Genomic DNA, 23,094 nt, shown 5'->3' with positions numbered 1-23,094 from the left:
GCGTGCCAGGCCGGTCATCCTTCCTGGAGCAGTCCAAGCAGGCGCGCGCGGTCCACCGCATGCTTGCGGGTCGTGGCGGACAGCTTCTGGAACAGGTTCTTGAGGTGCCATTTGACGGTCTCGCCACTGACGTCGAGGATGCGCGCGATCGCCTTGTTCGACAGTCCCCGTGCGAGCAGGCCAAGCACCTCCGATTCCTTCGACGTCAGCACACCGTTGCGCACCAGCAACGGCCGCTCCAGCACCGGCCGCGGCGCCGCCGCGAGCTTCACGGCGCGTGTGCGCCTGGGTTCGGCGACGACGCCCGCCTCCCAGTCCTTGGCCATGTCCAGCGCCAGTGGATGGGCATGGACCAGCAGCCAGGCGTCGCCGGCCGCGGTGGCGAGGTGGATGGCCTCCTTCAGCAGTGGCCTTGCGGTTTCGTGTCCGCGCTTCCATGCGACCACCGAGCGCAACACCATGATCGAGCGCATGTCGCCGTGGCGACGCAACGACTTAGCCAGGGCATCGCCGACATCGAGCAGGAACTCGGCGTCGTCCACGGCGTGGCGCGCGAGCGCAGCGTCCGCCTTGGCTATGGCGGCCGCGAGCTGGCACTCCTGGAGCAGCGGACGTAGTTCGGCGCGCTGCATTTCCCCCACGGCCTGGTCGAGCGCGCTCGTCAGCGCCGTGATCGTTTCCCGGGCATTGTGCGCGGCGTAGATGCGGATGCGGTCGGCGAGGCTGTGGATGCGCAGGCGCGGCAGGTGCCGGCGCTCGGCCAATGCGTCCATTTCCTCCAGCACCTGCAGTGCCCGCCGCTCGTCGCCTTCGACGAGTGCGCTCCGCGCGAGCGTCTGGTAGGCCAGCAGGATGTTGTCCGGCGATCCCCATTGCTCGATGACATCGAGCCGGTTCGCGAGCAACGGCAGCGCCTCGCCCGGACGACCCACGCGCAAAAGCGCTGCGGCCAGCACCGAGGCCTGCAGCGACGCGATCATGCTGCGACGTCCGCTCTCCAGCTCCGACTGCGCGACGGCCTGGCGCAAGGTCGCGGCGGCCTGTTCGGGCTCGCCATCCCACAGCTGGCCCATTGCGCGCAGCATCCGGCTGAGTCCTGCCGCCATTCGCAACGACCCCGTTTCGCCGTGATGCGCAGCCTGGTCCAGCAGCCCGCGCAGCGTGCGGGTGGTGCCGGCATGCAAGGCCGCCATCGCTTGCGCGTTCAGGCTTGAAACTGCGTAGAGCGGCTCCGCGTGTTCGGACAGCAGCGGCAGCCAACGCGCCATCAACTCCGGGATCAGTCCGAGATGGTCGGCATAGATCATGGCAACCGCCGCAACCCGCAGCGCCTCGACGCGGGACTCGTTTGACGTGGCGGGATCGTCGATGACCTCTTGCGCGATCGTCAGGGCTTCGGCGTTGCGGTCGGTCGCCGCGAGAACGAAGGCGGCCCCCAGCTTCAGTCCGGAATCGCGCGCGAGCATGGCCGCGGGAATTCGCTCCAGCCATTCCCGCGCCTCCGCGATCTGGCCCTGTGTACCAAGCGTCCACAGCGACCGCGACGCAAACGCCTGGGCCTGCGCCTCATCGCCGGCCGCCAGCGCGTGCCTGGCCGCTTCGTGGTATCGCTCGTGCCTGGCGTACCAGTGCGAAACGCGGGCATGCAGTTCCGCCTGCTCCTGCCGCGACAGTTGTTCGAACCGGCCGAGGAGGAAATCGCGCGCCAGCGGATGCAGGCGGATCCACTCCGTATCCTCGCCTACGACCACGATCGGCGTTTCGCCGATGATCTGCTGCAGTTGCGCGGCGCCATCGGCCTGGCCACTCACCAGTTCGCACAGTTCTGGATTGATGTCGTCGAGGATGGCAACGCGCGTCAGCAATGCCACGGTGGACGCGGGCAGGCGTGAGAGCAGCGATTCCACGAAGTAGTCCTGGATGTGGCCGCGCCGTGCCGAAAGCGAACGCACGGCGGCGCCTGGATCGGCATCGTGCTCTGCCATCGCGATCGCCAGTTGCAGGCCGATGGGCCAACCCTCGGTGGTTTCGTGCAGCAATGCGCGCTCGTCCAGGGTCAGCTTGGGACCCAGGCTTTTCTCGAGAATCGATAGCGACTCTTCATATCGCAGTCGCAGGTCATCGCCGGACAGCGTCGCAAGGTTGCCCTTCGCCGCCAGTTCGGCAACGCGCAACGGCAACGCCATGCGCGAGCCGATGGCCACGCTGAGGTTCGCCGGTGCGTTCAACAGCAGGTACTGCACGCACGTGCGGACGGTGGCATGCGGCAGGCGCTCGGCCTCGTCGATGACGATGACCGTCTGCGCGCCACGCTGCGCAATTTCGGACAAGAGGTCTGTCAGTGCGGCGATGCCCGACCTGGGCGAGCCCGGCACGAGCCGGCCGCTTGCGCTGCGAACGGCACGGCTCAACGCCGCGACGAAACGGGCCGGATCGTCCTCGTCGTCGCAACCCACCCAGGCCACGATGGCCCCGTGTTCCAGCCAGCGGCGGCGCCATTGCAGCAGTGCCGTGGTCTTGCCGAAGCCTGCAGGCGCGACGAGCTGGATGGCGGTGCGCTCGTTGACGTCGTCCCAGAAACCCAACAGGCGCTCGCGCTCCACGGCCGCGCGCGGCAGCCGCGGTGGCGTGATCTTGAGGGTGATCTCGGAGTCGGACATGTCGGCTGGTCGGACCTGGGCGACACCGCGCAGCCGCAGCTTACCCGATCGCCCGGAAAGGGCTTTCACCCGGCCGAAAGTGCCGGCGGAGGGATCGTTCCGAAGCCTGATCAACTGGGCCAGCGCTGCAGGGCCACCGTCTGCGGTGGGTGTGTCCGACCGATAACGACGCATACCTTCACCGTCTCCAGGCGGAATCAGCCGGCACGCCGGCCAGACCAGTGGATGTGCGCGATCTTCCAGCCTTCGTTCGTCCTGACGACCAGCATGGTTTCGGTCACGACCTGGCCCGCGCCGGTCGCGGGACGCAAGCTCGTCTCGCTGACGACCCAGCCAAGGTTGGCCCCGACCTTGACGTCGCGGCGCAACAGTTCGCGCTGAAAGTTGCCCAGAGCGGCGACATCGCCTTTCGCCGGTCCGTTGAGATAGCCGTCGCGGACGCCGAGCACCTGGCCGTTTGCCAGCACGATCGCGTCCGGCGTCATCAGCTGGCGCGCGGCCTCCAGTCGCCCGCCAGCGAGTGCGGCAATGAACGCATTGACCGCCTGCACCGCTTCGTTCGCGGCCGGCGATGACGCAGCGCGAGCGCCCTGCTCCGCCGCCGCCGGGCTCGGCACGGACGGCTGAGGGGATTTCGCAAACGCAGCACCGGCAGCGATGCAGCCGAGCGCAAGGGAAGAAGCGAGAACGACAGAACGCACGTGCGTGTACCGATCAGTGGGGGGGCCGACATTGGCGCGTGTTCCGCCCCCCTGCGCGCCCCCCTGTCCGGGGGGTGTCGGCCCCCAGGGTTGGCTGCAATGTCGGTCGCGTTGGTGCGTAGGCCCAACGCGGGTTCGGCTGTTGCCGATTCATATTTCTTGGGGAATCCTTTCGTGAATAGCGCTTGTCGTAGCAAGACCCCGGTCCGCGCGACCCTCACCGCTGCCGTGCTGCTGGCCATGGCCGCGCCGGCCGCCTTCGCCCAGGACTGTGCCGGCGCCGCCGCTGGCCAGATCCAGTGCTCCGGCGCGACCGCGACCGGCGTATTTGCCTCTGCCTTTGGCGACAGCGCCCTGGCAAGCGGCGACAATTCGTCGGCCGTCGGCCACCTGGCCACTGCCTCCGGCAACAAGTCCACCGCAGTCGGCGATGGCGCCAACGCGACCGGCAACAACTCCTCTGCGTTCGGCGCCCGAGCCAACGCGTCGGCCACGGCCTCGACGGCCGGCGGCTACCTGGCGGCAGCGACCCAGTACGCCACTACTGCATTCGGCGCTTACTCCAGCGCAGCCGGCGCGCAGGGCTCGGCATTCGGTGCCTATTCCAGCGCGGCCGGCATGAACGGCTCCGCATTCGGCTACAAGGCCAAGGCGATCGGGATGTCGTCGGTTGCCACCGGCGCCTACGCCAATGCCAACAACAACTTCGCCATCGCCACCGGCAACCGCGCCAAGGCCGGCACCGGTATCGCCGGCGCACCGGCCGGTGACATCGCGATCGGCGCTTATTCGCAGGCCAACGCCGGCACGTCGCCCTACCCGCGCGGACCGTCCGTGGCCGTGGGCTACTCCTCCAGGGCCTTCAACGGCAGCGTCGCCGTGGGCGGCACCGCGCGGGCCACGGGCAACGTCAGCGTCGCCGTCGGCAAGCAATCCTCCGCCTCCGGTGCCTACGCGACCGCCGTCGGCCCTTACGCCCTCGCGACCGGCAGCAAGTTCGCCAGCGCCTTTGGCGTGGCTTCGGAAGCCGGCGGCTATTCGAGCACCGGCCTCGGTGCCGGTGCATGGGCCAAGGTCGATTTCTCCACGGCCGTCGGTAATGGCGCACGGTCCTTCGGCAAGGGTTGCACCGCGCTGGGCAAGGACTCGCGCTGCTACGGCTGGAAATCCGATGCCACCGGTCTCTATGCGCGCAGCATCGGCGACATGAGCCATGCCGCTGGCGCCTACAGCGTCGCCTACGGCAACTCGAGCAACGCCACCGGCTTCCTCAGTTTCGCTGCCGGCGACTACTCGACCGCTGAAGGCTTCTGGGCCTATTCGCAGGGATTCGCCAGCAACGCGATCGGTGCCTACTCGCACGCGGTCGGCGATTACAGCCAGGCAGTCGGCACGTATTCGCAGGCGACCGGCAACCACAGCAGTGCACTGGGTGCCTACAGCGCGGCACTGGGCAAGATGAGCAACGCCAGCGGCGCCTTCAGCGAGGCGCGCGGTGAGTACAGCGTCGCCACCGGCGCCTACAGCATCGCCGCCGGTGACTTCAGCACCTCGCTGGGTACGCTGTCCGCCGCCATGGGCGCATCCAGCAGCGCACTCGGCGACACCGCCACGGCGGCCGGTGATTACAGCAGCGCCCTGGGCTCCTACAGCACTGCCATTGGCATCGGAAGCACGGCCACCGGCTACTACAGCTCTGCCATCGGCGATGGCTCCTCGGCCATCGGCATGAACAGCACCGCAGTGGGCATCGACAGCGTTGCGCTGGGCTCGTACTCGGTCGCCGATCGCGACTACTCGGTATCGGTCGGTTCGGCCGGCGCCGAGCGCCAGATCACCAACGTCGCCGCCGGTACGCAAGCCACCGACGCGGTCAACGTCGGCCAGCTCAATAATTCGCTGGTGGCCATCGGCGCCAGCAACGTCGCGCAGCTCAACACCGTCGCGGCGGCATTCGGAGGTGGTGCGACCCTCGACGTCAACGGCCTGCTCGGCACGCCCAACTACACCATTCAGGGCTCGAGCTACTTCAACGTCGGCGATGCGTTCGGCGCGCTGGATGCCTCGTTCAACAGCTTCAACACCTCGTTCAACAACCTCAGCTCCGCTTTCAGCAGCCTGACCGATCGCGTATCAGGCCTGGAGCAGACGCCGGGCGTGGGCCTGCCGGTCGGCGACGGTGCCGGTTTCGCATTGGGTGAAGGCGCGCATGCGCAGGACCCGCGCGATACCGCCATCGGCCATGGCGCGACTGTAGATGCGGACGGCAGCGTCGCCGTTGGCGCCAACAGCTTCGTCGACGCCGCGGCGACCAATGCCGTCGCCATCGGTGCCGACAGCAGCGTCACTGCTGCCAGCGGAACCGCGCTTGGCCAGGCAGCATCGGTCACCGCCACGGGCGCTGTCGCACTGGGCCAGGGTTCGGTGGCCGACCAGGCCAACACCGTGTCGGTCGGTTCGGCGAGCAACACCCGCCGGGTCACCAACGTCGCCGCCGGCACCGCCGCGACCGATGCCGCGAACGTCGGCCAGGTGCAGGCCGGTGATGCGCAGACGCTGGCGTCGGCCCACGCCTACACCGACACCACCGCCACGCAGACGCTGACCCGAGCCAACACCTACACCGACACCCAGCTGCAGGCGCTGAACGACCAGTTCTCCAATCTCGGCAACGAGATCGGTCTGCGCCTCACCGAGCAGGACGAGCGCATCGATCGTGAAGGTGCGATGAGCGCAGCCATGATGAACATGGCGATCAACGCGGCCAACAGCCGCAGCGAAAAGGGCCGCATCGGCGTCGGCGCAGGCTGGCAGAACGGCGAGAGCGCGCTGTCGGTCGGCTACTCGAAGCAGATCGGTGAGCGCGCGTCGTTCTCGATCGGCGGCGCCTTCAGCAGCGATGACAGCTCGGCCGGCGTCGGTTTCGGTATCGATCTGTAAAGCACCGCGCGCCGCCTCCGGGGGGAGGCGCCGCCCAGGTACGCCGTGCCGGCTCCGCACTTGCGGGCCGGCACGGCGTTTTTCATTGCAGAAGTCGAACCCATGTTTACCTGGGTCTTCAAGCCGCGCCCTGCCGCCCGCCTGCCGCGCACGCGTCACGACGCCGGGCCCCGATGGCGGGGCGACCGGGGCCCGGCTTTCAGATTGCGGAGATCAGGCGTCCGACGGGATCGGCGCCGACGGACTCAGGACCCGCCCGCTGCCGCGAGCGATGGTTCCGCCACACCTTCATAGTCGTGTACGAGATCCTGCAGCAGCGCCTGCACCGGCGCCATGCCGGTCGCGTAGCGACGCCAGCCGCCCACGTTGCGGGTATGGATCGGCTGGCGCAACTGCAAGGTGCTGGCCGTCGTGGTGACGGTCTTGTTGGCGAGGATATCGGTGACGCCATCGACTTCAGGCAAACCCAGATACGCCTGCACGCGCTTTGCTTCGACATCCGGCTGCGACGCCAGGTCTTCATAGCGCACGTCCAGGATCCGTCCCGGCGCGATGGCGTGCCAATGCCGCATCAGCCTTGCGTAGTTGCGGTAATGCGCGGCCAGCTCGTCCAGCACATAGCTGTACGGGTAGTACTTGTGCGCGAAGAGTTCCTTGAGGTTGGAGAAGCAGCTGTCCAGCGGATGCCGGCGCAGATTGATGATCTTTGCGTGCGGCAGGGCCTTCAGGATCGCGCCGCACCACTGGAAGTTCATCGGGTGCTTGTCCACGTAGAACCCCTTGCCATCCGCCGCCCAGGCAGTCTTGGTGAGGTAGCGGTGCCCGAGTACGACCGGATCCAGGCGCGCGATATAGCTGCCAATCGTCTCGTCCAGCGAGAGCGTGAGTCGCCGATTGTTGACCCACTGCATCTGCTGGCGGAAATCGTTGAGCTCGCCGCAGGTCTTGATCTGGGGATGGTTGCCGAGGATCCGCTCGAGCAGCGTGGTGCCCGTGCGCGGCATGCCGACTACGAAGATCGGCGTGGCTGCGTCGGTGGGCACCTCGGCGCAGTCGTCCAGGAAATTGACGGGCGTGGCCGCGATCAGCGCGTCATAGGCCGCCGCCTCTTTCGCGGCGTCGTGTTCGGTGACGCCGCGCCGCGCCTGGGCACCGGCCATCAGCGAGGCCCACGCCTCGTCTGTCTCGCCAAGGGTGTCGTATTCCTTGAACAGGCCATAGTGCAGGTAGGTGATGTCGTCGTTGTCGATGTCCGGAAGGGCCAGCGCGGCACGCATGCGTTCGATGCGTTCGCGCGCGCCGTCCTTGCGGCCGAATTGCGCGCATGACCATTGGGCGTGGCCGTAGCCGGGATTCTTGGCCACGCTCGATTCGCAGGCCGCGACGGCCTCGTCGATGGGGCCCAGGAAGCTGAGCACGATGCCTTCCATGTGGTCGACGAAGCCGCCATTGCGACCACCGGCCCTGGCCAGACGGATGCAGCGCAGCGCCTGCTCCTGGTCTTCCAGGATGCTGTACAGGCGCCCTACTTCGAGCAGGGACTCGGCGTCGGCGTGTTCGGCATCGATGAAGCCCAGCACCGCGTGCGCGAGCTGGTGCTCGCCCACTTCGACCAGCACCGCCGCCACGATCAGGACGTCGTGCACCGGCGCCTGGATGCAGCGCCGGCTCGCCTGGAAGGCGTTGAAGGTTGCCGGTCGGGTCAGACCGAGCGCATGGCAGATGCGCGCAAGCATGGTGTAGGCCAGCGGGCGCTCCGGCGCATATTCAACGAGCTGCAGGCACAGCGTCTCGGCTTCGCGAAGTTCGTCGCGATCGAAATGGGCGACGGCCTGGAGCCAGAGGGCTTGGAGATCGGGTTGCTGCATGACGGGAGTCCGGATGGGGGGGAGGCGCCGGGCAGGTCCATGGCATCGGTGCGAAGCCCGGGCGGATGCCTCGCGCACCCTTTGGCGGGTATGAACACGCGCGCGCGCCCGGACATCCAGTGGACCACCCGACCAGCGCGATTCACCCCCCCGCGGTGGGGAGTTCCGGACGCAGATTCAGGCCCGAGTCTGCATGGGTCGCGGCCGTTCGCGACGTCCAAACCATTTCGAGTTTCGAGGGGATATTCATGTCGTCGCTTGCTAAGGCCCTGTCCGTGGCCATTCTCATGGGGACCGTCGGCCAGGCCGCCGCGGTTGATAATGGCGCGGCGTTCAACCGCGCCCTCGGTGCAATCCGTCAGAACCCGATGGCCACCCGTCTGTCCGCCGACGACACCTTCACCACGCGTGACGTGATCGTCGACCGCAACGGCACCGAACACGTGCGCCTGGATCGCACCTACCGCGGCCTGCCGGTCATCGGCGGCGACATGGTCGTCCACACCCGCGCCGGCGCCTTCCAGCGCGCCAGCGTGACCCAGGTCCAGCCCCTGACGCTGTCGACCACGCCAGCGATCAATGCCGACTCCGCCATCGTCGCGGCCGGCGTGCACTTCGGTACCCAGTTCGATGCCGTCCCGACCGCCCGCCTGGTGGTGTTCGCCCGCCGCGCCACGCCGGTGCTGGCCTATGACGTGCTGTACGTCGGCAAGGCCAGCGACGGTACGCCGATGCGCATGCACTACTACGTCAGTGCCGCCAACGGCGCGATCCTCGACAAGGAAAACGCCGTCAAGACCGGCACCCTGCCGGGCACCGGACTGCCGGGTACCAACCCGCCGTCCACGCCCAACGTCACCGCCTCCACCGGTACGGGCCGCTCGCTGATGGCCGGCACGGTGCCGGTGTATGGCCAGTACAACGTCACCCGCCGCATCTACGAGCTGATCGATCCGACCCGTGGCAACACCCGCATCAACGACATGGGCAACGGCTTCCACGGCAGCGCCGGCGGCCTCGGCACGCTGGTCGTCGACGGCGACAACAAGTGGGGCAACGGCGACACCAGCGACCGCGTGAGCACCGCCGTGGACGCAGCCTACGGCTTCGCCAGGACCTGGGACTTCTACAGGGAGAAGTTCGGCCGCAATGGCATCGCCAACGACGGCCGCGGCGCGACCGGATCGGTCCACTTCCAGCAGAACTACGTCAATGCCTTCTGGAGCGACGACTGCTTCTGCATGGCCTTCGGCGATGGCGACGGCGTGCGCACGCGCCCCCTGGTGGCGCTCGACATCATGGGCCACGAGATGAGCCATGGTGTCACCGCCACCACTGCCGGGCTGATCTACGCCGGCGAGTCCGGAGGCCTCAACGAGGCCAATTCGGACATCCTGGGCACGATGGTCGAGTACTACGCCAACAACGCCTCGCAGCCGCCGAACTACTGGATCGGTGAAGCCATCTTCACGGCCGACCCGCGTAACCCGCCGGCGCTGCGTGCGATGTTCAAGCCCAGCCTGGACGGCATCTCCGACGATTGCTATCCGGATGGTTCTGATCCGGCCTACCTGGACTTCTTCAAGAACCAGAAGGACGTGCACTACACCTCCGGCGTGGCCAATCACTTCTACTATCTGCTCGCCGAAGGCGCCGTGGTTCCGACCGACTCGCGCGTGCCGGCGGACCTCACCCAGAGCGATATGGTCTGCAACGGCAACGTCGGCCTCGCCGGCATCGGCCGCGAAGCCGCCACGCAGATCTGGTACCGCGCCCTGACGGTGTACATGGTTTCCAACACCGACTACGCCGCCGCCCGCGTGGCAACGCTCAATGCCGCCGCCGACCTGTACGGCGCCGGCTCGGCAAACCACAACGCCGTTGCAGCGGCGTGGGATGCGGTCAACGTGCACTGAGAGCACGCGATGTGGAGGGACGCGTTGTCGCGTCCCTCTTCGATCCAGAATCGTGCGGTCGGTTGTCCAGTGAAGGCCTCGGGTGTCCCCCGAGGCCTTCGACGTTCATGATCGCGACCCGAACGCCGACTTCCACCCCTGGCGTGCCCGGGGACCGCGCGGGATCCGGCTTCACGGGCGTGTGCGGACCCTGATGCAAGGATGAGGGCCACGTGGCCGCCCAGGCCCAAAGGTTGCCCGATGCCACAGCTCTGGAGGATGTTCAGCCGTTGGCTACGCCTGCGTCGGCGTTTGTGGCGCTGGCGACGAGCGGCGACCCAGCGGACGCTGCAAGCCGAAGAACCGCTGCGCTCGCAGCTTTTCAATGCCGAGCAGATGGAACTGCACGGCAGGGCCCTGGCCCGTACCCATCGCGTTCATCCACGATCCGGCCCGGAACGATTGCTCGATCGGCTCGAGGAGAACGAAGGCCTGCTGGACGACGCCTGCGCCATGCTCACGCGGATGGTGCAGATCAACATGCGCATCACGCCCGCCGGTGAGTGGCTGCTCGACAACTACTACCTGGTGGAAGAACAGATCCACACGGCAAGACGGCATCTGCCGAAGGGATACAGCCGCGAGCTGCCGTCGCTGAGCAATGGCTATTCGGCCGGCCTGCCCCGCGTGTACGACCTTTCGCTGGAAGCCATCGCGCACGGCGACGGTCGCATCGATGCCGAAACCATCAGCCGTTTCGTGGCCGCTTACCAGTCGATCACGCCGCTGAAGCTGGGCGAGCTGTGGGCGATCCCCATCATGCTGAGGCTGGCGTTGATCGACAACCTCAGGCGCATGGCGGTGCGCGTGATGCGCGATGGCCTGGACCACCGGCTGGCCAGCGAGTGGGCCGACCTTCTCAATACGACCGCCGCCGAGAACCCCAAGAACGTGGTGCTGGTGGTGGCCGACATGGCGCGCTCGGAGCCGCCGCTGTCGGGTGCATTCGTCTCGGAACTGACGCGTGGATTGCAGGGCCGCGGCTCGGTGTTCTCGATGCCCATGACCTGGCTGGACCAGTGGGCCGTCGACAGCGGCCACAGCATCGAGGAACTGGTGCACCTGGAAAGCCAGCAACAGGCCGCCGACCAGGTCTCGATCAGCAACAGCATTGGCAGCCTTCGTTTCCTGGCCAACATGGACTGGCGCGAGTTCGTCGAGAACATGAGCGTGGTCGAACGCGGCCTGCGCGAGGACCCCGCCGGAACCTACGCCCTGATGGACTTCAGCACCCGCGACAGCTACCGCCATGTGGTGGAAAAGGTCGCCCGGCTGAGCGGAGTCGCCGAACAGGAAGTCGCCGATATCGTCTTGCAGCTCGCGCAGGGAGAAGCGCGCGCCACGACGGTCACCGACAGCAAGGCCCACGTCGGGTACTACCTGATCGACGATGGCGTTGCGCAGACGCGGGCCGCGGTGAACGAGTCCGCGAACGCGCGCCGGCCAGTGCGCCTGCCGCCTCGTCGCACGCCGCTACCGGCCTACCTTTTGCCGATCGCGACCATCACCGGCTTGTTCACCTGGGGATTGCTTTCCGCAGCCGACGGCATCGTCCTGCACGGCGTCCCGACATGGTTGTTGGGCATGCTGGCCGTAGTGGCCTTCAGCGAGATGGGCATCGCCCTGGTCAACTGGGCCGCAACGGTTCTGGTCCCGCCGCGCCTGCTGCCGCGCATGGATTTTTCAGAGGGCATCCCGGCCGATTGCCGCACGCTCGTGGTGGTGCCCAGCATGCTGGGCAGCGCGGACGGCGTGGACAGCCTGGTGGAAGGGCTGGAGGTTCGCTTCCTGGCCAATCGCGACCGCCACCTTCACTTTGCATTGCTGACCGACTTCCTCGATGCGGACCAGCAGACCTTGCCGACCGATGCGGACCTGCTGGCCAGGGCCGCGCAGCAGATCGAACTGCTCAACCACCGCTACGCCCCGGAAAGCGGCGACCGCTTCTTCCTGTTCCACCGCCCGCGTCAGTGGAACCCTCGCGAAGGCCGCTGGATGGGCTACGAGCGAAAGCGCGGCAAACTCGCGGCACTGAACCGGCTGCTGCGCGGGTCGGGCCACGAGGATTTCCTGCTGGTGACCGGCGCAACGGACGTCCTGACCAATGTCCGCTATGTCATCACCCTGGATACCGACACCCGCCTGCCGCGCGATGCCGCCCGCGAGTTCGTCGGCACGCTGGCGCACCCGCTCAACCGCGCCCGCTTCGACCCGCGCAAGCGCCGAGTCGTCCACGGCTACGGCATCCTCCAGCCGAGCGTCGGCACCAGCCTGAGCGGGCGCCGCAGCACGCGCTATGCGCGCATGTTCGGCAGTGAGCCAGGCATCGACCCCTACACGCGCACCGTCTCGGACGTATACCAGGACCTGTTCGGCGAAGGCTCGTTCGTCGGCAAGGGCATCTACGACGTGGATGCGTTCGAGATCGCGCTGGCCGACCGCTTCCCCGACAACCGCATCCTCAGCCACGACCTGCTGGAAGGATGCTACGCACGCGCCGGACTGGTCAGCGATGTACGCCTGTACGAGGAATACCCGTCGCGCTACGCCGCCGACGTGAAGCGGCGCTACCGCTGGATACGCGGCGACTGGCAACTGCTGCCCTGGTTGTTGCCCTGGGTGCCGCGTGCGCAGGGCGGCTACGAACGCAACCCGCTGTCATGGCTGTCGCGCGGCAAGCTGCTCGACAACCTGCGCCGCAGCCTGGTGCCGGTCGCGGCTACCGCGCTGCTGCTGACTGGCTGGCTGTTCTCGTCCGATCCGCTGCAATGGACGGGGTGGCTGCTGTGCCTGTGGCTGCTGCCCGTGCTGTTGCCTGCACTGCGCGACGCCTTCGTCATTCCGGTCGACATGCCATTGGAAGCACACCTGCTGCGGATTGGCACATCCACGCTGCGGCAACTGCAGCGCGCCGCAGTCAACCTGACCTGCCTGCCCCACGAAGCCTTCCTGAACCTGGGTGCGATTGCGCGAACCCTGTGGCGGTTGCTGGTCAGTCGCAGGAACCTGTTGCAATGGAACCCTTCCAGCGAGGTCGAGCGCAGCCTCGGCAGCGGCATGGGTGCCGAACTGCGGGGCATGGCGATCGCGCCGCTGTTCGCCATCGCCGCGGGCATGGCCATCGCCGGCGTCCAGCCGATGTCGCTGTGGGTGGCGGCCCCCATGCTGGCGTTGTGGTTGCTGTCGCCCGTAGTGATGGCATGGCTGGGCCACCCGCCCGCACAACGCGATACGGAACTGTCCACCTCGCAGCGAGCGTTCCTCGGGCGCCTGGCGCGCCGCACCTGGGGGTTCTTCGAGACCTATGTCCGCGCCGAAGATCACTGGTTGCCGCCGGACAACGTGCAGGAACACCCTGCCCTCGTCGTGGCGCGCCGGACCTCGCCGACCAACATTGGCCTGTCGCTGCTGGCCAACCTGTCCGCCTACGACCTGGGGTACCTGCAGCCGGGTGGCGTGATGGAACGAACGCGGCTGGTGTTCGCCACCCTGGAAACGCTGCCGCGCCACCGCGGGCACTTCTACAACTGGTACGACACCGAGACGCTGCAACCGCTGCCACCGCGTTACATCTCCACGGTCGACAGCGGCAACCTAGCCGGACATCTGCTGACGTTGCGCCAGGGTCTGCTGGCGCTGGTGGATGCACCGCTACTGGCACCGTGCACGTTCGAGGGCATGGCCGACACGCTGGGCGTGCTGGAAGAAGCGACCGAGGCATCTGGCCGTGACGAGGCACTGACCGGTGCCTTGGCGAACTTCCGGTCAACGCTGGATCTGGCACGCGCGCAGCCAACCACGATCGCGGATGCCGACCGGTTGCTGGCCCAGCTGGTGATCCAGGCCAGCGAGATCGTGAGCGCATGGCCGGCGCCCCTGGAAGATGTCCACGCACCGGACTGGCCCGGTCTGCTGGCCAGCGCCTGCCGGTCCGCGCACGACGAGCTGCGGCACTTCTTCCCCGACCTGCCCGCGCAGGACGCGGTCAACGTATCGATCCCCACGCTGCGCCAGTTGCAGGCAGATCCCGAGGCCGCGCCGGGGCAGGCACGCGCGCGGGAACGGGTCCACCAGCTCGAGCGGTTGGCGCACGTCGCCGGTCAGTTCTCGCTGATGGAGTACGAGTTCCTCTACGACCGCTCGCGCCACTTGCTGTCCATCGGCTACAACCTCGACGAGCACCGCCTGGATGCCGGCTACTACGACCTGCTGGCGTCGGAGGCGCGGCTGTGCAGCTTCGTCGCGATTGCCCAGGGCCAGCTGCCGCAGGAGAACTGGTTCGCCCTCGGCAGGCTGCTGACCGAGGTCAACGGCGATGCCACGCTGCTGTCGTGGAGCGGCTCGATGTTCGAGTACCTGATGCCGCAGCTGGTGATGCCCAGCTACCGCGACACCCTGCTCGACCAGACCTCGCTTCACGCCGTCGAAGCGCAGATCACGCATGGCGTGCAGCGTGGCGTGCCCTGGGGCGTGTCGGAGTCCGGCTACAACACCGTCGATGCGCGCATGAACTACCAGTATCGTGCGTTCGGCGTGCCCGGCCTCGGGTTGAAGCGTGGCCTGGGCCAGGACCTGGTGATCGCGCCCTATGCCAGCATGATGGCGCTGATGGTCGCGCCCGAGGCGGCATGCCAGAACCTGCAACGGCTGACCGAGCAGGGATTCGGCGGGCACTTCGGTCTGTACGAGGCCATCGACTACACACCGGCTCGCGTACCGCACGGCCAGGAACACGTGGTGGTTCGTTCGTTCATGGCCCACCACCAGGGCATGGGGCTGCTGTCGCTGGATCACCTGCTGCGCCACCAGCCGATGCAACAGCGCTTCGTCGCCGATGCCGAGTTCCAGGCCACGCTGTTGCTGCTGCAGGAGCGCATCCCGCACACCGGCGTGTTCCACCCGCACGAGGCCGAGACCCTGGGCGCTGCGCGCGCCACCGCCGGCGAGACGGAGACCCAACTGCGCGTGTTCCGCAATCCCGGCACAGCACGGCCGGCCGTGCAGTTGCTGTCCAACGGCCGCTATCACGGCCTGCTCACCAGCGCAGGCGGCGGCTACAGCCGGCACCGGGACATGGCGGTCACGCGCTGGCGCGAAGACGGCACGCGCGACCATTGGGGCAATTTCTGCTACCTGCGCGATGTCGAGAGTGGTGAGTTCTGGTCCACTTCGATGCAGCCGACCGGCGTTGCGGTGGAGCAGTACGAGGCCATCTTCTCCGACGCGAAGGCCGAGTTCCGCGGGCGCAAGCGCGGCTACGAAAGCCATCTGGAAATCGCCATCTCGGCCGAGGACGACATCGAACTGCGCCGCCTGCGCCTGACCAACCGCAGCAGGCGCACGCGCACGATCGAGGTCACCACCTATGCGGAAGTCGTGCTGGCGCCGGCGATTTCCGACGAACTGCATCCGGCCTTCAGCAACCTGTTCGTGCAATCGCAGATCGTCCGGCAGAAGCAGGCGCTGTTGTGCACGCGCCGGGCGCGCGCCCACGACGAAGTGCCGCCGTGGATGTTCCACCTGGTCGCGGTGCACGACGCCGACATCAGCGCCATCTCCTACGAGACCGACCGTGCCCGCTTTCTCGGCCGTGGCAATTCTCCTCGCACTCCGCGCGCGCTTGCGATCGATGAAGCGCTCTCGGACACCGACGGCTCGGTGCTGGACCCGATCGTCGCCATCCGCTGCCGGATCGAACTGGCACCGGAACAGACCGCGATGATCGACATGGTCTACGGCGTCGGTGCCGACAGCGAGGCCTGCGAACAACTGGTCGACAAGTACCGCGACCGCCGCCTGGCCGACCGCGTGTTCGACCTGGCCTGGACCCAGAGCCAGGTGGTCAGGCGCCAGATCAATGCATCCCAGGCAGATGCGCAGCTGTACGAACGACTTGCCGGGTTGATCGTCTACGCCCATCCGTTGCTGCGCGCAGACCAGGACGTGCTGCTGCAGAACCAGCGCGGCCAGTCCGGCCTGTGGGGGCATGCGATCTCCGGCGACCTCCCCATCGTCCTGCTGCAGATCGCCGACTCCGACAACATCGAGCTGGTCAGGCAGATGGTGCAGGCACACGCCTACTGGCGCCTGAAAGGCCTGCGCGCCGACCTGGTGATCTGGAACGAGAGCCAGGCGGGATATCGGCAGCAGCTGCAGGACCTGATCCTGGGGATGGTCTCGGCCGATCCGGAAGCCAACGTGCTCGACCGCCCCGGCGGCATCTTCGTGCGTCCGGCCCAGCAGATCTCGCAGGAAGACCGGATCCTGCTGCAGTCGGTGGCACGGGTGATCGTCAGCGACCAGAAGGGAACGCTTGCCGCGCAGATCGGCCGCCACGTGCCGCCCGAGCGGACCATCCCCGCCCTGCTCCCGGACGGCGTGCCGGAGTCGCGGCCCGAACCGCCGCCCCTCGATGCATCGACCGGACTGCCGCCGCCGCCCTACCCCCGCGAGGCGGACGACGCCTGGCCCTTCGACGCGGTCGCCAGCGAGCTGATCTTCGACAACGGCACAGGCGCCTTCTCCGCCGACGGCCGCGAGTACGTGATCGTCTCCCGCGAAGGTGCGCCCACACCCGCGCCGTGGTCGAACGTGATGGCCAACGAGAAGCTGGGCACCGTCGTCAGCGAGAGCACGCCGGGTTACACCTGGTTCGAGAACGCGCACGAGTTCCGCCTGACGCCGTGGCACAACGATCCGGTGGCCGACAGCGGCGGAGAGGCGTTCTACCTGCGCGATGAAGAATCGGGCCATGTCTGGTCGCCGATGCCGTTGCCGCGGCGCGGACGCGGCGCGTACCGCACCCGCCACGGATTCGGCTACAGCGTCTACGAGCACATCGAGGACGGCATCGCCAGCGAGCTGTGGGTGTACGTGGACATTGAAGAAGCGGTGAAGTTCTCGGTCCTGAAGCTCCGCAACCTGTCCGGCCGCGCGCGCAGGCTGGCGGCATTCGGCTACGTGGAATGGGTACTGGGCGACCTGCGGTCCAAATCGCAGATGCACGTGGTCAGCGAGCTGCACGCCGGCATCGGCGTGCTGACGGCACGCAACCCGTACAACACCGAGTTCGGCGGCCGCGTCGCATTCTTCGACACCGATGCATCGGGCTGCAGCTACACCGCCGACCGGACCGAGTTCCTCGGCCGCAACGGAAGCCTGGAAGACCCGGCAGCGCTGCTGCGCGAGCGCCTGTCAGGCCGCTTGGGCGTAGGCCTGGATCCATGCGCGGCCATACAGGTGCCGCTTGCACTGGCCGAAGACGAGGAACGCGAGACCGTGTTCCGGCTGGGTGTCGGCAGGGATTACGGCGAAGCGTTGCAGCTCGCCGAGAAGGTGCGGGGTGTACAACGCGCGCACGACGCGCTCGATGCCCTGCGCATCCACTGGCGCAGCCTGCTGTCGACCGTCCAGGTGAAGACGCCCGACGCCAGCGTCGATGCGCTGGCCAATGGCTGGCTGCTGTACCAGACGCTGGCCTGCCGCTACGTCGCACGCAGCGGTTACTACCAGTCCGGCGGCGCGTTCGGGTTCCGCGACCAGCTGCAGGACACCATGGCAACCGTGCACGCCAAGCCTGCGCTGACCCGCGAACACCTGCTGTTGTGCGCCGCGCACCAGTTCCCCCAGGGCGACGTGCTGCACTGGTGGCATCCACCGCAAGGGCGAGGCGTACGCACGCGCTGCTCGGATGACTACCTGTGGCTGCCGCTGGCCGCCTGCCGCTATCTGGCAGTCACCGGTGACGCCAGCGTGCTGGACGAGAACGTGCGCTTCATCGACGGACGCCCGGTGAACCCCGACGAGGAATCCTATTACGACATGCCGGTAGCGTCGTACCTGCAGCAGTCGTTCTACGAGCACTGCGTGCTGGCACTGCAGCGCGGCTGCAGCCTGCTGGGCGAGCGCGGCCTGCCGCTGATCGGCACCGGCGACTGGAACGACGGCATGAACCGTGTGGGCGAAGCCGGCCGCGGCGAAAGCGTGTGGCTGGGCTTCTTCCTCTTCGATGGCCTGCAGCGCTTCGCAAACGTCGCCAGCGGACGTGGTGACGCGTCCTTCGCGACCTGGTGCCGCGAGCAGGCACAGCAACTGCGCGGCAACCTGGAGGCCCACGCCTGGGACGGCCAGTGGTACCGCCGCGCCTGGTTCGACGACGGAACACCGCTGGGCTCCACCGAAAGCGACGAATGCAGGATCGACTCGATCTCGCAGAGCTGGTCGGTGCTGTCGGGCGCGGCCGATCCTGCACGTGCACGCCAGGCCATGGCTTCACTGGACCGCCACCTGGTGCGGCGTGACGCCGGACTGATCCAGTTGCTGGATCCTCCGTTCGACAAGACCGCGAAGGATCCGGGCTACATCCGCGGCTACGTGCCGGGCGTGCGCGAGAACGGCGGCCAGTACACGCATGCCGCGGTGTGGGCAGCGATGGCGTTCGCCCACCAGGGCGACGCGGCGCGCGCCTGGGAGCTTGCCCGGATGATCAACCCCATCCACCACGCAAGCGACGCCGATGAAGCAGCCCGCTACAAGGTTGAACCCTATGTGCTTGCAGCCGACGTGTACGCGGTTCCGCCGCATGTGGGCCGCGGCGGGTGGACCTGGTACACAGGCTCGGCCGGCTGGATGTACCGGCTGCTGACCGAATCACTGCTGGGGCTGCAGCGCAATGGCACCTTGATGACGCTGCAGCCCTGTCTGCCCGCCGACTGGCCGGAGTACCAGCTGCAGTATCGCTACGGAACCAGCGTGTACTCGATCAAGGTGACGCAAGGCGACTCAGGGCCGGCGACTCTGAAACTGGACGGCGCGGAACAGGCGGACTTCCGGTTTCCGCTGGTCGACGACGGCGTCGCCCACCACGTCGAAGCGTATTGGCCGCGGGCGCGCCTCCCCTTTTAGCCCAAACCTGAGCTGGCACAGAAAGCGGGCGAGCTGCCTGAGCACCTAAACTGTCCAAAGCTCCGTTGCAAATCAATCACTTACGATCACCGCCAATTGTTCAGCTCTAAGGAGGGGACAAGAGCAGTCCCCAGAAGCTGAGGCCGATGAGGACGTTGCGCCCGCAGAGGTACGCTGCTAGTGGCGCCCCGAACCACATCAGAGCGATGTTCACCACCGGATAGAAGGACAGGGGAATCGGGCAGTCCGGGTACGGCGGGAAGCCCAGCTTCTTGCAGATCATTTGCTGGATTGAGTAGTCAAATCCCAGCACCGGCAGGCTGTACTCCTCGAACTGATGTACCCAGTAGAGCGGCACTGCGAGCCACGCCAGCCACACTGGATCACGCCAGCGCGATACCGTGGTGTTGTCACGGAAGGTGTCGGTGGTTAACAGGATGGCGACCATCACGATCGCCCCGCCTACCCCGATGAACGGCCATACGGTGTAGAACCAATGCGTTTGCACGGTGCCTCCCAGTCGCAATCCTTTCGCCAATCGAGCATACCTGCTCAACCGGCCAATGACTGCTTTGGGTTGCGGTTTCAACCGGTCGATGCAACACACTGAAGGCTGCCTCGGCAGCAGGAGTGTTGCAGATGAAGTACCGGGCAAGGATCTGTTACACGGAAGGCCAGAAGGCCCTGATGTGGGACCGCTGGCAACAGGGCGATTCGCTGCACCAAATCGCCCGGCTGTTTGATCGTCGCCACAGCTCGGTTCGCGGGATCCTGGCCGCGTCCGGTGGGATCCGGCCACCTCAGCGCCGCCGTTCTGAGCGGACGCTGAGCTTGGCCGAGCGGGAAGAGATTTCGCGGGGCGTGGTGAGCGGGCAATCGATCCGTTCGATCGCGGCCGCGCTGGGGCGGGCGCCGTCCACAGTGAGCCGCGAACTGCGACGCAACGAGGGTTCTGATGGCTACCGGGCGAACCGGGCCGACCAGGCCGCCTGGGACCGGGCGCGTCGTCCAAAGACTTGTAAGCTGGCCCGGCATCGAGCCTTGGCGCGGCAGGTCGCAGCTAAGCTTCAACAGCGCTGGTCTCCGCAGCAGATCGCCGGATGGCTCAAGCGCATCCATCCAGACGACGCGAGCGGTCAGGTGTCACACGAGACGATCTACCGCACGCTCTTCATCCAAGCCCGAGGCGCCTTAAAACAGGAGCTTCTGGGCTACCTGAGGCGCACGCGAGCAATGCGCCGCTCACGCCACCACACACAGAAGGCCGACAACCACGGCCGCATCAGCGACACCGTATCGATCCGCGAGCGCCCTGCAGCGGTCGAAGACCGGGCCGTGCCGGGCCATTGGGAGGGCGACCTGTTGTTTGGCAGCAGCAACAGTCAGATTGCCACGCTGGTGGAGCGGCATACGCGCTACGTCATGCTGGTGAAGGTCGGCGGCAAGGACACCGAAACGGTCATCGACGCGCTGATCAACAACGCACGGCGCCTGCCGAAGGAACTGTATCGATCGTTGACCTGGGACCGCGGTAAGGAGATGGCTGATCATCGCCGATTCACCATGGCGACCGACATCCAGGTCTACTTCTGCGATCCGCAGCATCCATGGCAGCGCGGTTCAAACGAGAACACCAACGGATTGCTTCGGCAGTACTTCCCCAAGGGTCTCGATCTGTCCACGATCACGCAGGCCAAGCTTGACGCCGTGGCCAGAGAGTTGAACGGACGGCCCCGGAAGACGCTAGGCTACGAAACACCGGCCGAACGATTTCAACAAGCTGTTGCATCGACCGGTTGAAACCGCAGTCGAAAGCGGGCATTGGCCGGCCCGACCAGGCGAAGTCAAGGGATTGACCCGCCGGGGGGCGACATCGAGACTTTTGGCGGAGCCCCGCCTACCGGACACTCCCCTGCCAGCAAGTAAAAACTGGAAAAATCGACTCGGGGATGTGCGCGAGCACGGTCGTCTGCACTGGTGGTCGAAATGACGACGGAAACGTGATTCTATGCGCGCTAGGTCAGGAGTGGTTGGGGTGGGGATGGATATCGACCAAGCGCGAATCCAAGAACTGGTGGATCGCCCAAGCGAAAGTCTCGCAGTTGAAATTAAGAACTGGATCAATCCCGACGAGCCGGAAGGTCAGTCTAAGATCGTACGTTCAGCGCTGGCGCTGCGAAATCATGGCGGCGGCTACCTCCTGATAGGTTTCAATGACAAGTCACTGCTACCCGAATCGGAGAACGAGCCTCTCGATGCGCGGGCTGCGTTCCATCCGGACAAGATTCAAAGCCTAGTAGCGCGCTATGCGTCGGACGCATTTGAGGTAGGCGTCGCGTATGGGGCCAGGGAAGGAAGGGAGTTCCCGGTGATCGTCATTCCACCGGGGGTGCGTACGCCGGTTGCCGTCAAATCCGGTGGCTTGCCGAACGTCGCAACAGACGATCTTTACGTAAGGACGCTGCGTTCAAACGTCGCCGGAACTAGCAAGGCGGCGTGGAAGGACTGGCCGCGCCTTGTCGAAGTTTGCTTCGATAATCGCGAGGCTGACATCGGACGATTCCTGCGGCGACATTTTGCAAGCGGTGGTTCGCTGGAACTTCAGCAGCTTCTGGCAGACCTGGGAAAGCACGGACCATCAGAGAGTCTCGACCAGCAAGCAAGGCAGTTGTTGGACGTAGGCAAGGCGCGCCAGGAAGCGATCGCAGGCGAGCGTAAGGTCGCGTTGCCAACGGCAGGTTGGTGGGACGCCGCACTTTTCATGAGCGGTGTGCCTGCGGGCCATGTCGCGAACACGCAGTTCCTTCGACTCCTGGATGCAAACAACCCGCATTTGACGGGTTGGCCGATCTGGTTGGTGAGCGACACGTTCGCAGATAGCTCAATGCGGCCTCATACCATCGACGGCGTATGGGAGGCATTCATTTCGGACGCGAGGCATCAGTTCCAATACATGCGCTACGATCCGGCAGGAAGCTTCATCCAAAGAAATATGCTGCTTGACGATGCGGCAGCGGCGGACAGGGCGCCCAACACAGTCTTTGACTTTTTGTTTCCGGTGCAGGACTGCGCCGAGGCAATCGCCGTCGGACTCGCGTTTGCCAATGCCTTAGGTTGCGACGGCACCGTCGCTGGCGAGTCCACGTGCAGCCTACAGTTCGCGTTCCGCTGGACCGGCCTTCGGGGGCGGGAGCTAAGCTACTGGGGCCATCCAGGCCGATACATTAGCCGTGGCCGAAAGGCGTATCAGGATGAAGTGACAATATCCATCCTTGTTGCCGCCGACACACCGCCATCAGCCGTTAGCGGCTTGCTCGCGACTGCAATCGAACCACTGTTCAATGTATTTGGCGGGTTCCAACTTGACCCAAAGGTCATTGAGGATGCCGCAACGCGCGTCATCAATCGCGAGCGCGTCTGAAGTAGGCATCCAAAAACCTGGGGGCATCAGCTATGTCTCGATTGTTTCGCCGGATGCGAAACGTGCTGCCAACGGGCGCGCGTTTAGCGTGGTCACGATCAATTATCGAAAAAGGCTTCGCGAAGGACATTACGGCCGCGTACAAGGTCAAGGATTACGAAGGTGTTCGTGGCCTGGAAGAGCAGCGAAACTTCGAACTTACCTTGCAACGCGAGGAGGAGGATGCGCACTACACGCAGCGACTGCTTCGCCAAGCAAGGCGCTTGCGTGTACCTATTCCCCGTATCCATGACGAAGACGGAATCGATTCCGATCACTGGTACGTTGGGAGTGAAACCGGGCGGTATTACTTAACCGAGGCGGGGATTGGTCCACTGCGTGAAGAAATTCGGCGGGAGTTGAAGGCGCGCCACGAAAGCAGGGCCCAGCTTGTTGTTTGGGTGTCTGCCGTCACAGGCGCAATCGGTGCTATTACTGGCCTAGTTGCCGTGCTGCATTCGGGCTTGCGATAGCGCGAACAGCAGACGGCCCGCGGACGGCGGTTCCTAAATTGCTTGGGGCCTCAATGCATTAGTCAACGGCAAGTGCGGCGTCGTGACTCACCCGGCTTCGCGCATCACTTCCAGTTCCGGAAAATTCTGCGCT

10 protein-coding genes are annotated in these 23,094 nt (G+C 66.2%); 6 read left to right on the top strand and 4 right to left on the bottom strand.

Features of this window, described 5'->3' with window-relative positions; genetic code table 11:
• Positions 1 to 14: 14 nt before the first annotated feature.
• Together MNR01_RS01265 and MNR01_RS01260 are read right to left on the bottom strand one after the other, a co-directional pair.
• Positions 15 to 2,603: a LuxR C-terminal-related transcriptional regulator gene (locus MNR01_RS01265; RefSeq protein ID WP_241919188.1), complete on the bottom strand. Its 2,589-nt coding sequence runs from the start codon at positions 2,601 to 2,603 to the stop codon at positions 15 to 17.
• Positions 2,604 to 2,857: 254 nt separating this feature from the next.
• Entirely contained in the window at positions 2,858 to 3,361 is a 504-nt protein-coding gene (locus MNR01_RS01260) for a nuclear transport factor 2 family protein (protein ID WP_241919187.1), read from the bottom strand.
• A gap of 174 nt (positions 3,362 to 3,535) precedes the next feature.
• Between MNR01_RS01260 and MNR01_RS01255 the strand changes: the two genes are divergently transcribed.
• Positions 3,536 to 6,301 carry a YadA-like family protein gene (locus MNR01_RS01255; RefSeq protein WP_241919186.1) on the top strand — a complete coding sequence of 922 codons (2,766 nt, stop codon included), beginning with the start codon at positions 3,536 to 3,538 and terminating at the stop codon, positions 6,299 to 6,301.
• A gap of 245 nt (positions 6,302 to 6,546) precedes the next feature.
• Here the strand turns inward: MNR01_RS01255 and MNR01_RS01250 are convergent, their stop codons facing one another.
• On the bottom strand, positions 6,547 to 8,169 hold the full coding sequence (locus MNR01_RS01250) for a sulfotransferase (RefSeq protein ID WP_241919185.1): 1,623 nt from the start codon (positions 8,167 to 8,169) through the stop codon (positions 6,547 to 6,549).
• Between the two features lie 248 nt (positions 8,170 to 8,417).
• Between MNR01_RS01250 and MNR01_RS01245 the strand changes: the two genes are divergently transcribed.
• Together MNR01_RS01245 and MNR01_RS01240 are read left to right on the top strand one after the other, a co-directional pair.
• Positions 8,418 to 10,085, top strand: coding sequence for a M4 family metallopeptidase (locus MNR01_RS01245; RefSeq protein WP_241919184.1), 1,668 nt, complete (start codon positions 8,418 to 8,420; stop codon positions 10,083 to 10,085).
• A gap of 258 nt (positions 10,086 to 10,343) precedes the next feature.
• Positions 10,344 to 19,028: a glycoside hydrolase family 94 protein gene (locus MNR01_RS01240; protein WP_241919183.1), complete on the top strand. Its 8,685-nt coding sequence runs from the start codon at positions 10,344 to 10,346 to the stop codon at positions 19,026 to 19,028.
• A 106-nt stretch (positions 19,029 to 19,134) separates the two neighbouring features.
• Here MNR01_RS01240 and MNR01_RS01235 read toward each other — a convergent pair whose 3' ends face one another.
• Positions 19,135 to 19,536, bottom strand: coding sequence for a hypothetical protein (locus MNR01_RS01235; RefSeq protein ID WP_241919182.1), 402 nt, complete (start codon positions 19,534 to 19,536; stop codon positions 19,135 to 19,137).
• Positions 19,537 to 19,667: 131 nt separating this feature from the next.
• On the opposite strand from MNR01_RS01235, the gene MNR01_RS01230 reads away from it, so the two are divergent.
• The 3 genes from MNR01_RS01230 to MNR01_RS01220 all read left to right on the top strand — a co-directional run bounded on the left by MNR01_RS01230 (position 19,668) and on the right by MNR01_RS01220 (position 22,961).
• Entirely contained in the window at positions 19,668 to 20,828 is a 1,161-nt protein-coding gene (locus MNR01_RS01230; protein ID WP_241918113.1) for an IS30 family transposase, read from the top strand.
• A gap of 241 nt (positions 20,829 to 21,069) precedes the next feature.
• The gene (locus tag MNR01_RS01225) at positions 21,070 to 22,449 is read left to right on the top strand and encodes a hypothetical protein (protein WP_241919181.1); all 1,380 of its coding nucleotides are present in this window, start codon (positions 21,070 to 21,072) and stop codon (positions 22,447 to 22,449) included.
• 53 nt (positions 22,450 to 22,502) lie between these two features.
• Positions 22,503 to 22,961 carry a hypothetical protein gene (locus tag MNR01_RS01220; RefSeq protein ID WP_241919180.1) on the top strand — a complete coding sequence of 153 codons (459 nt, stop codon included), beginning with the start codon at positions 22,503 to 22,505 and terminating at the stop codon, positions 22,959 to 22,961.
• Positions 22,962 to 23,094: the final 133 nt, after the last annotated feature.

Source organism: Lysobacter sp. S4-A87 (genome assembly GCF_022637455.1).
GTDB lineage: Bacteria > Pseudomonadota > Gammaproteobacteria > Xanthomonadales > Xanthomonadaceae > Lysobacter_J.
This window is presented reverse-complemented; position numbering and strand designations above follow the sequence as displayed.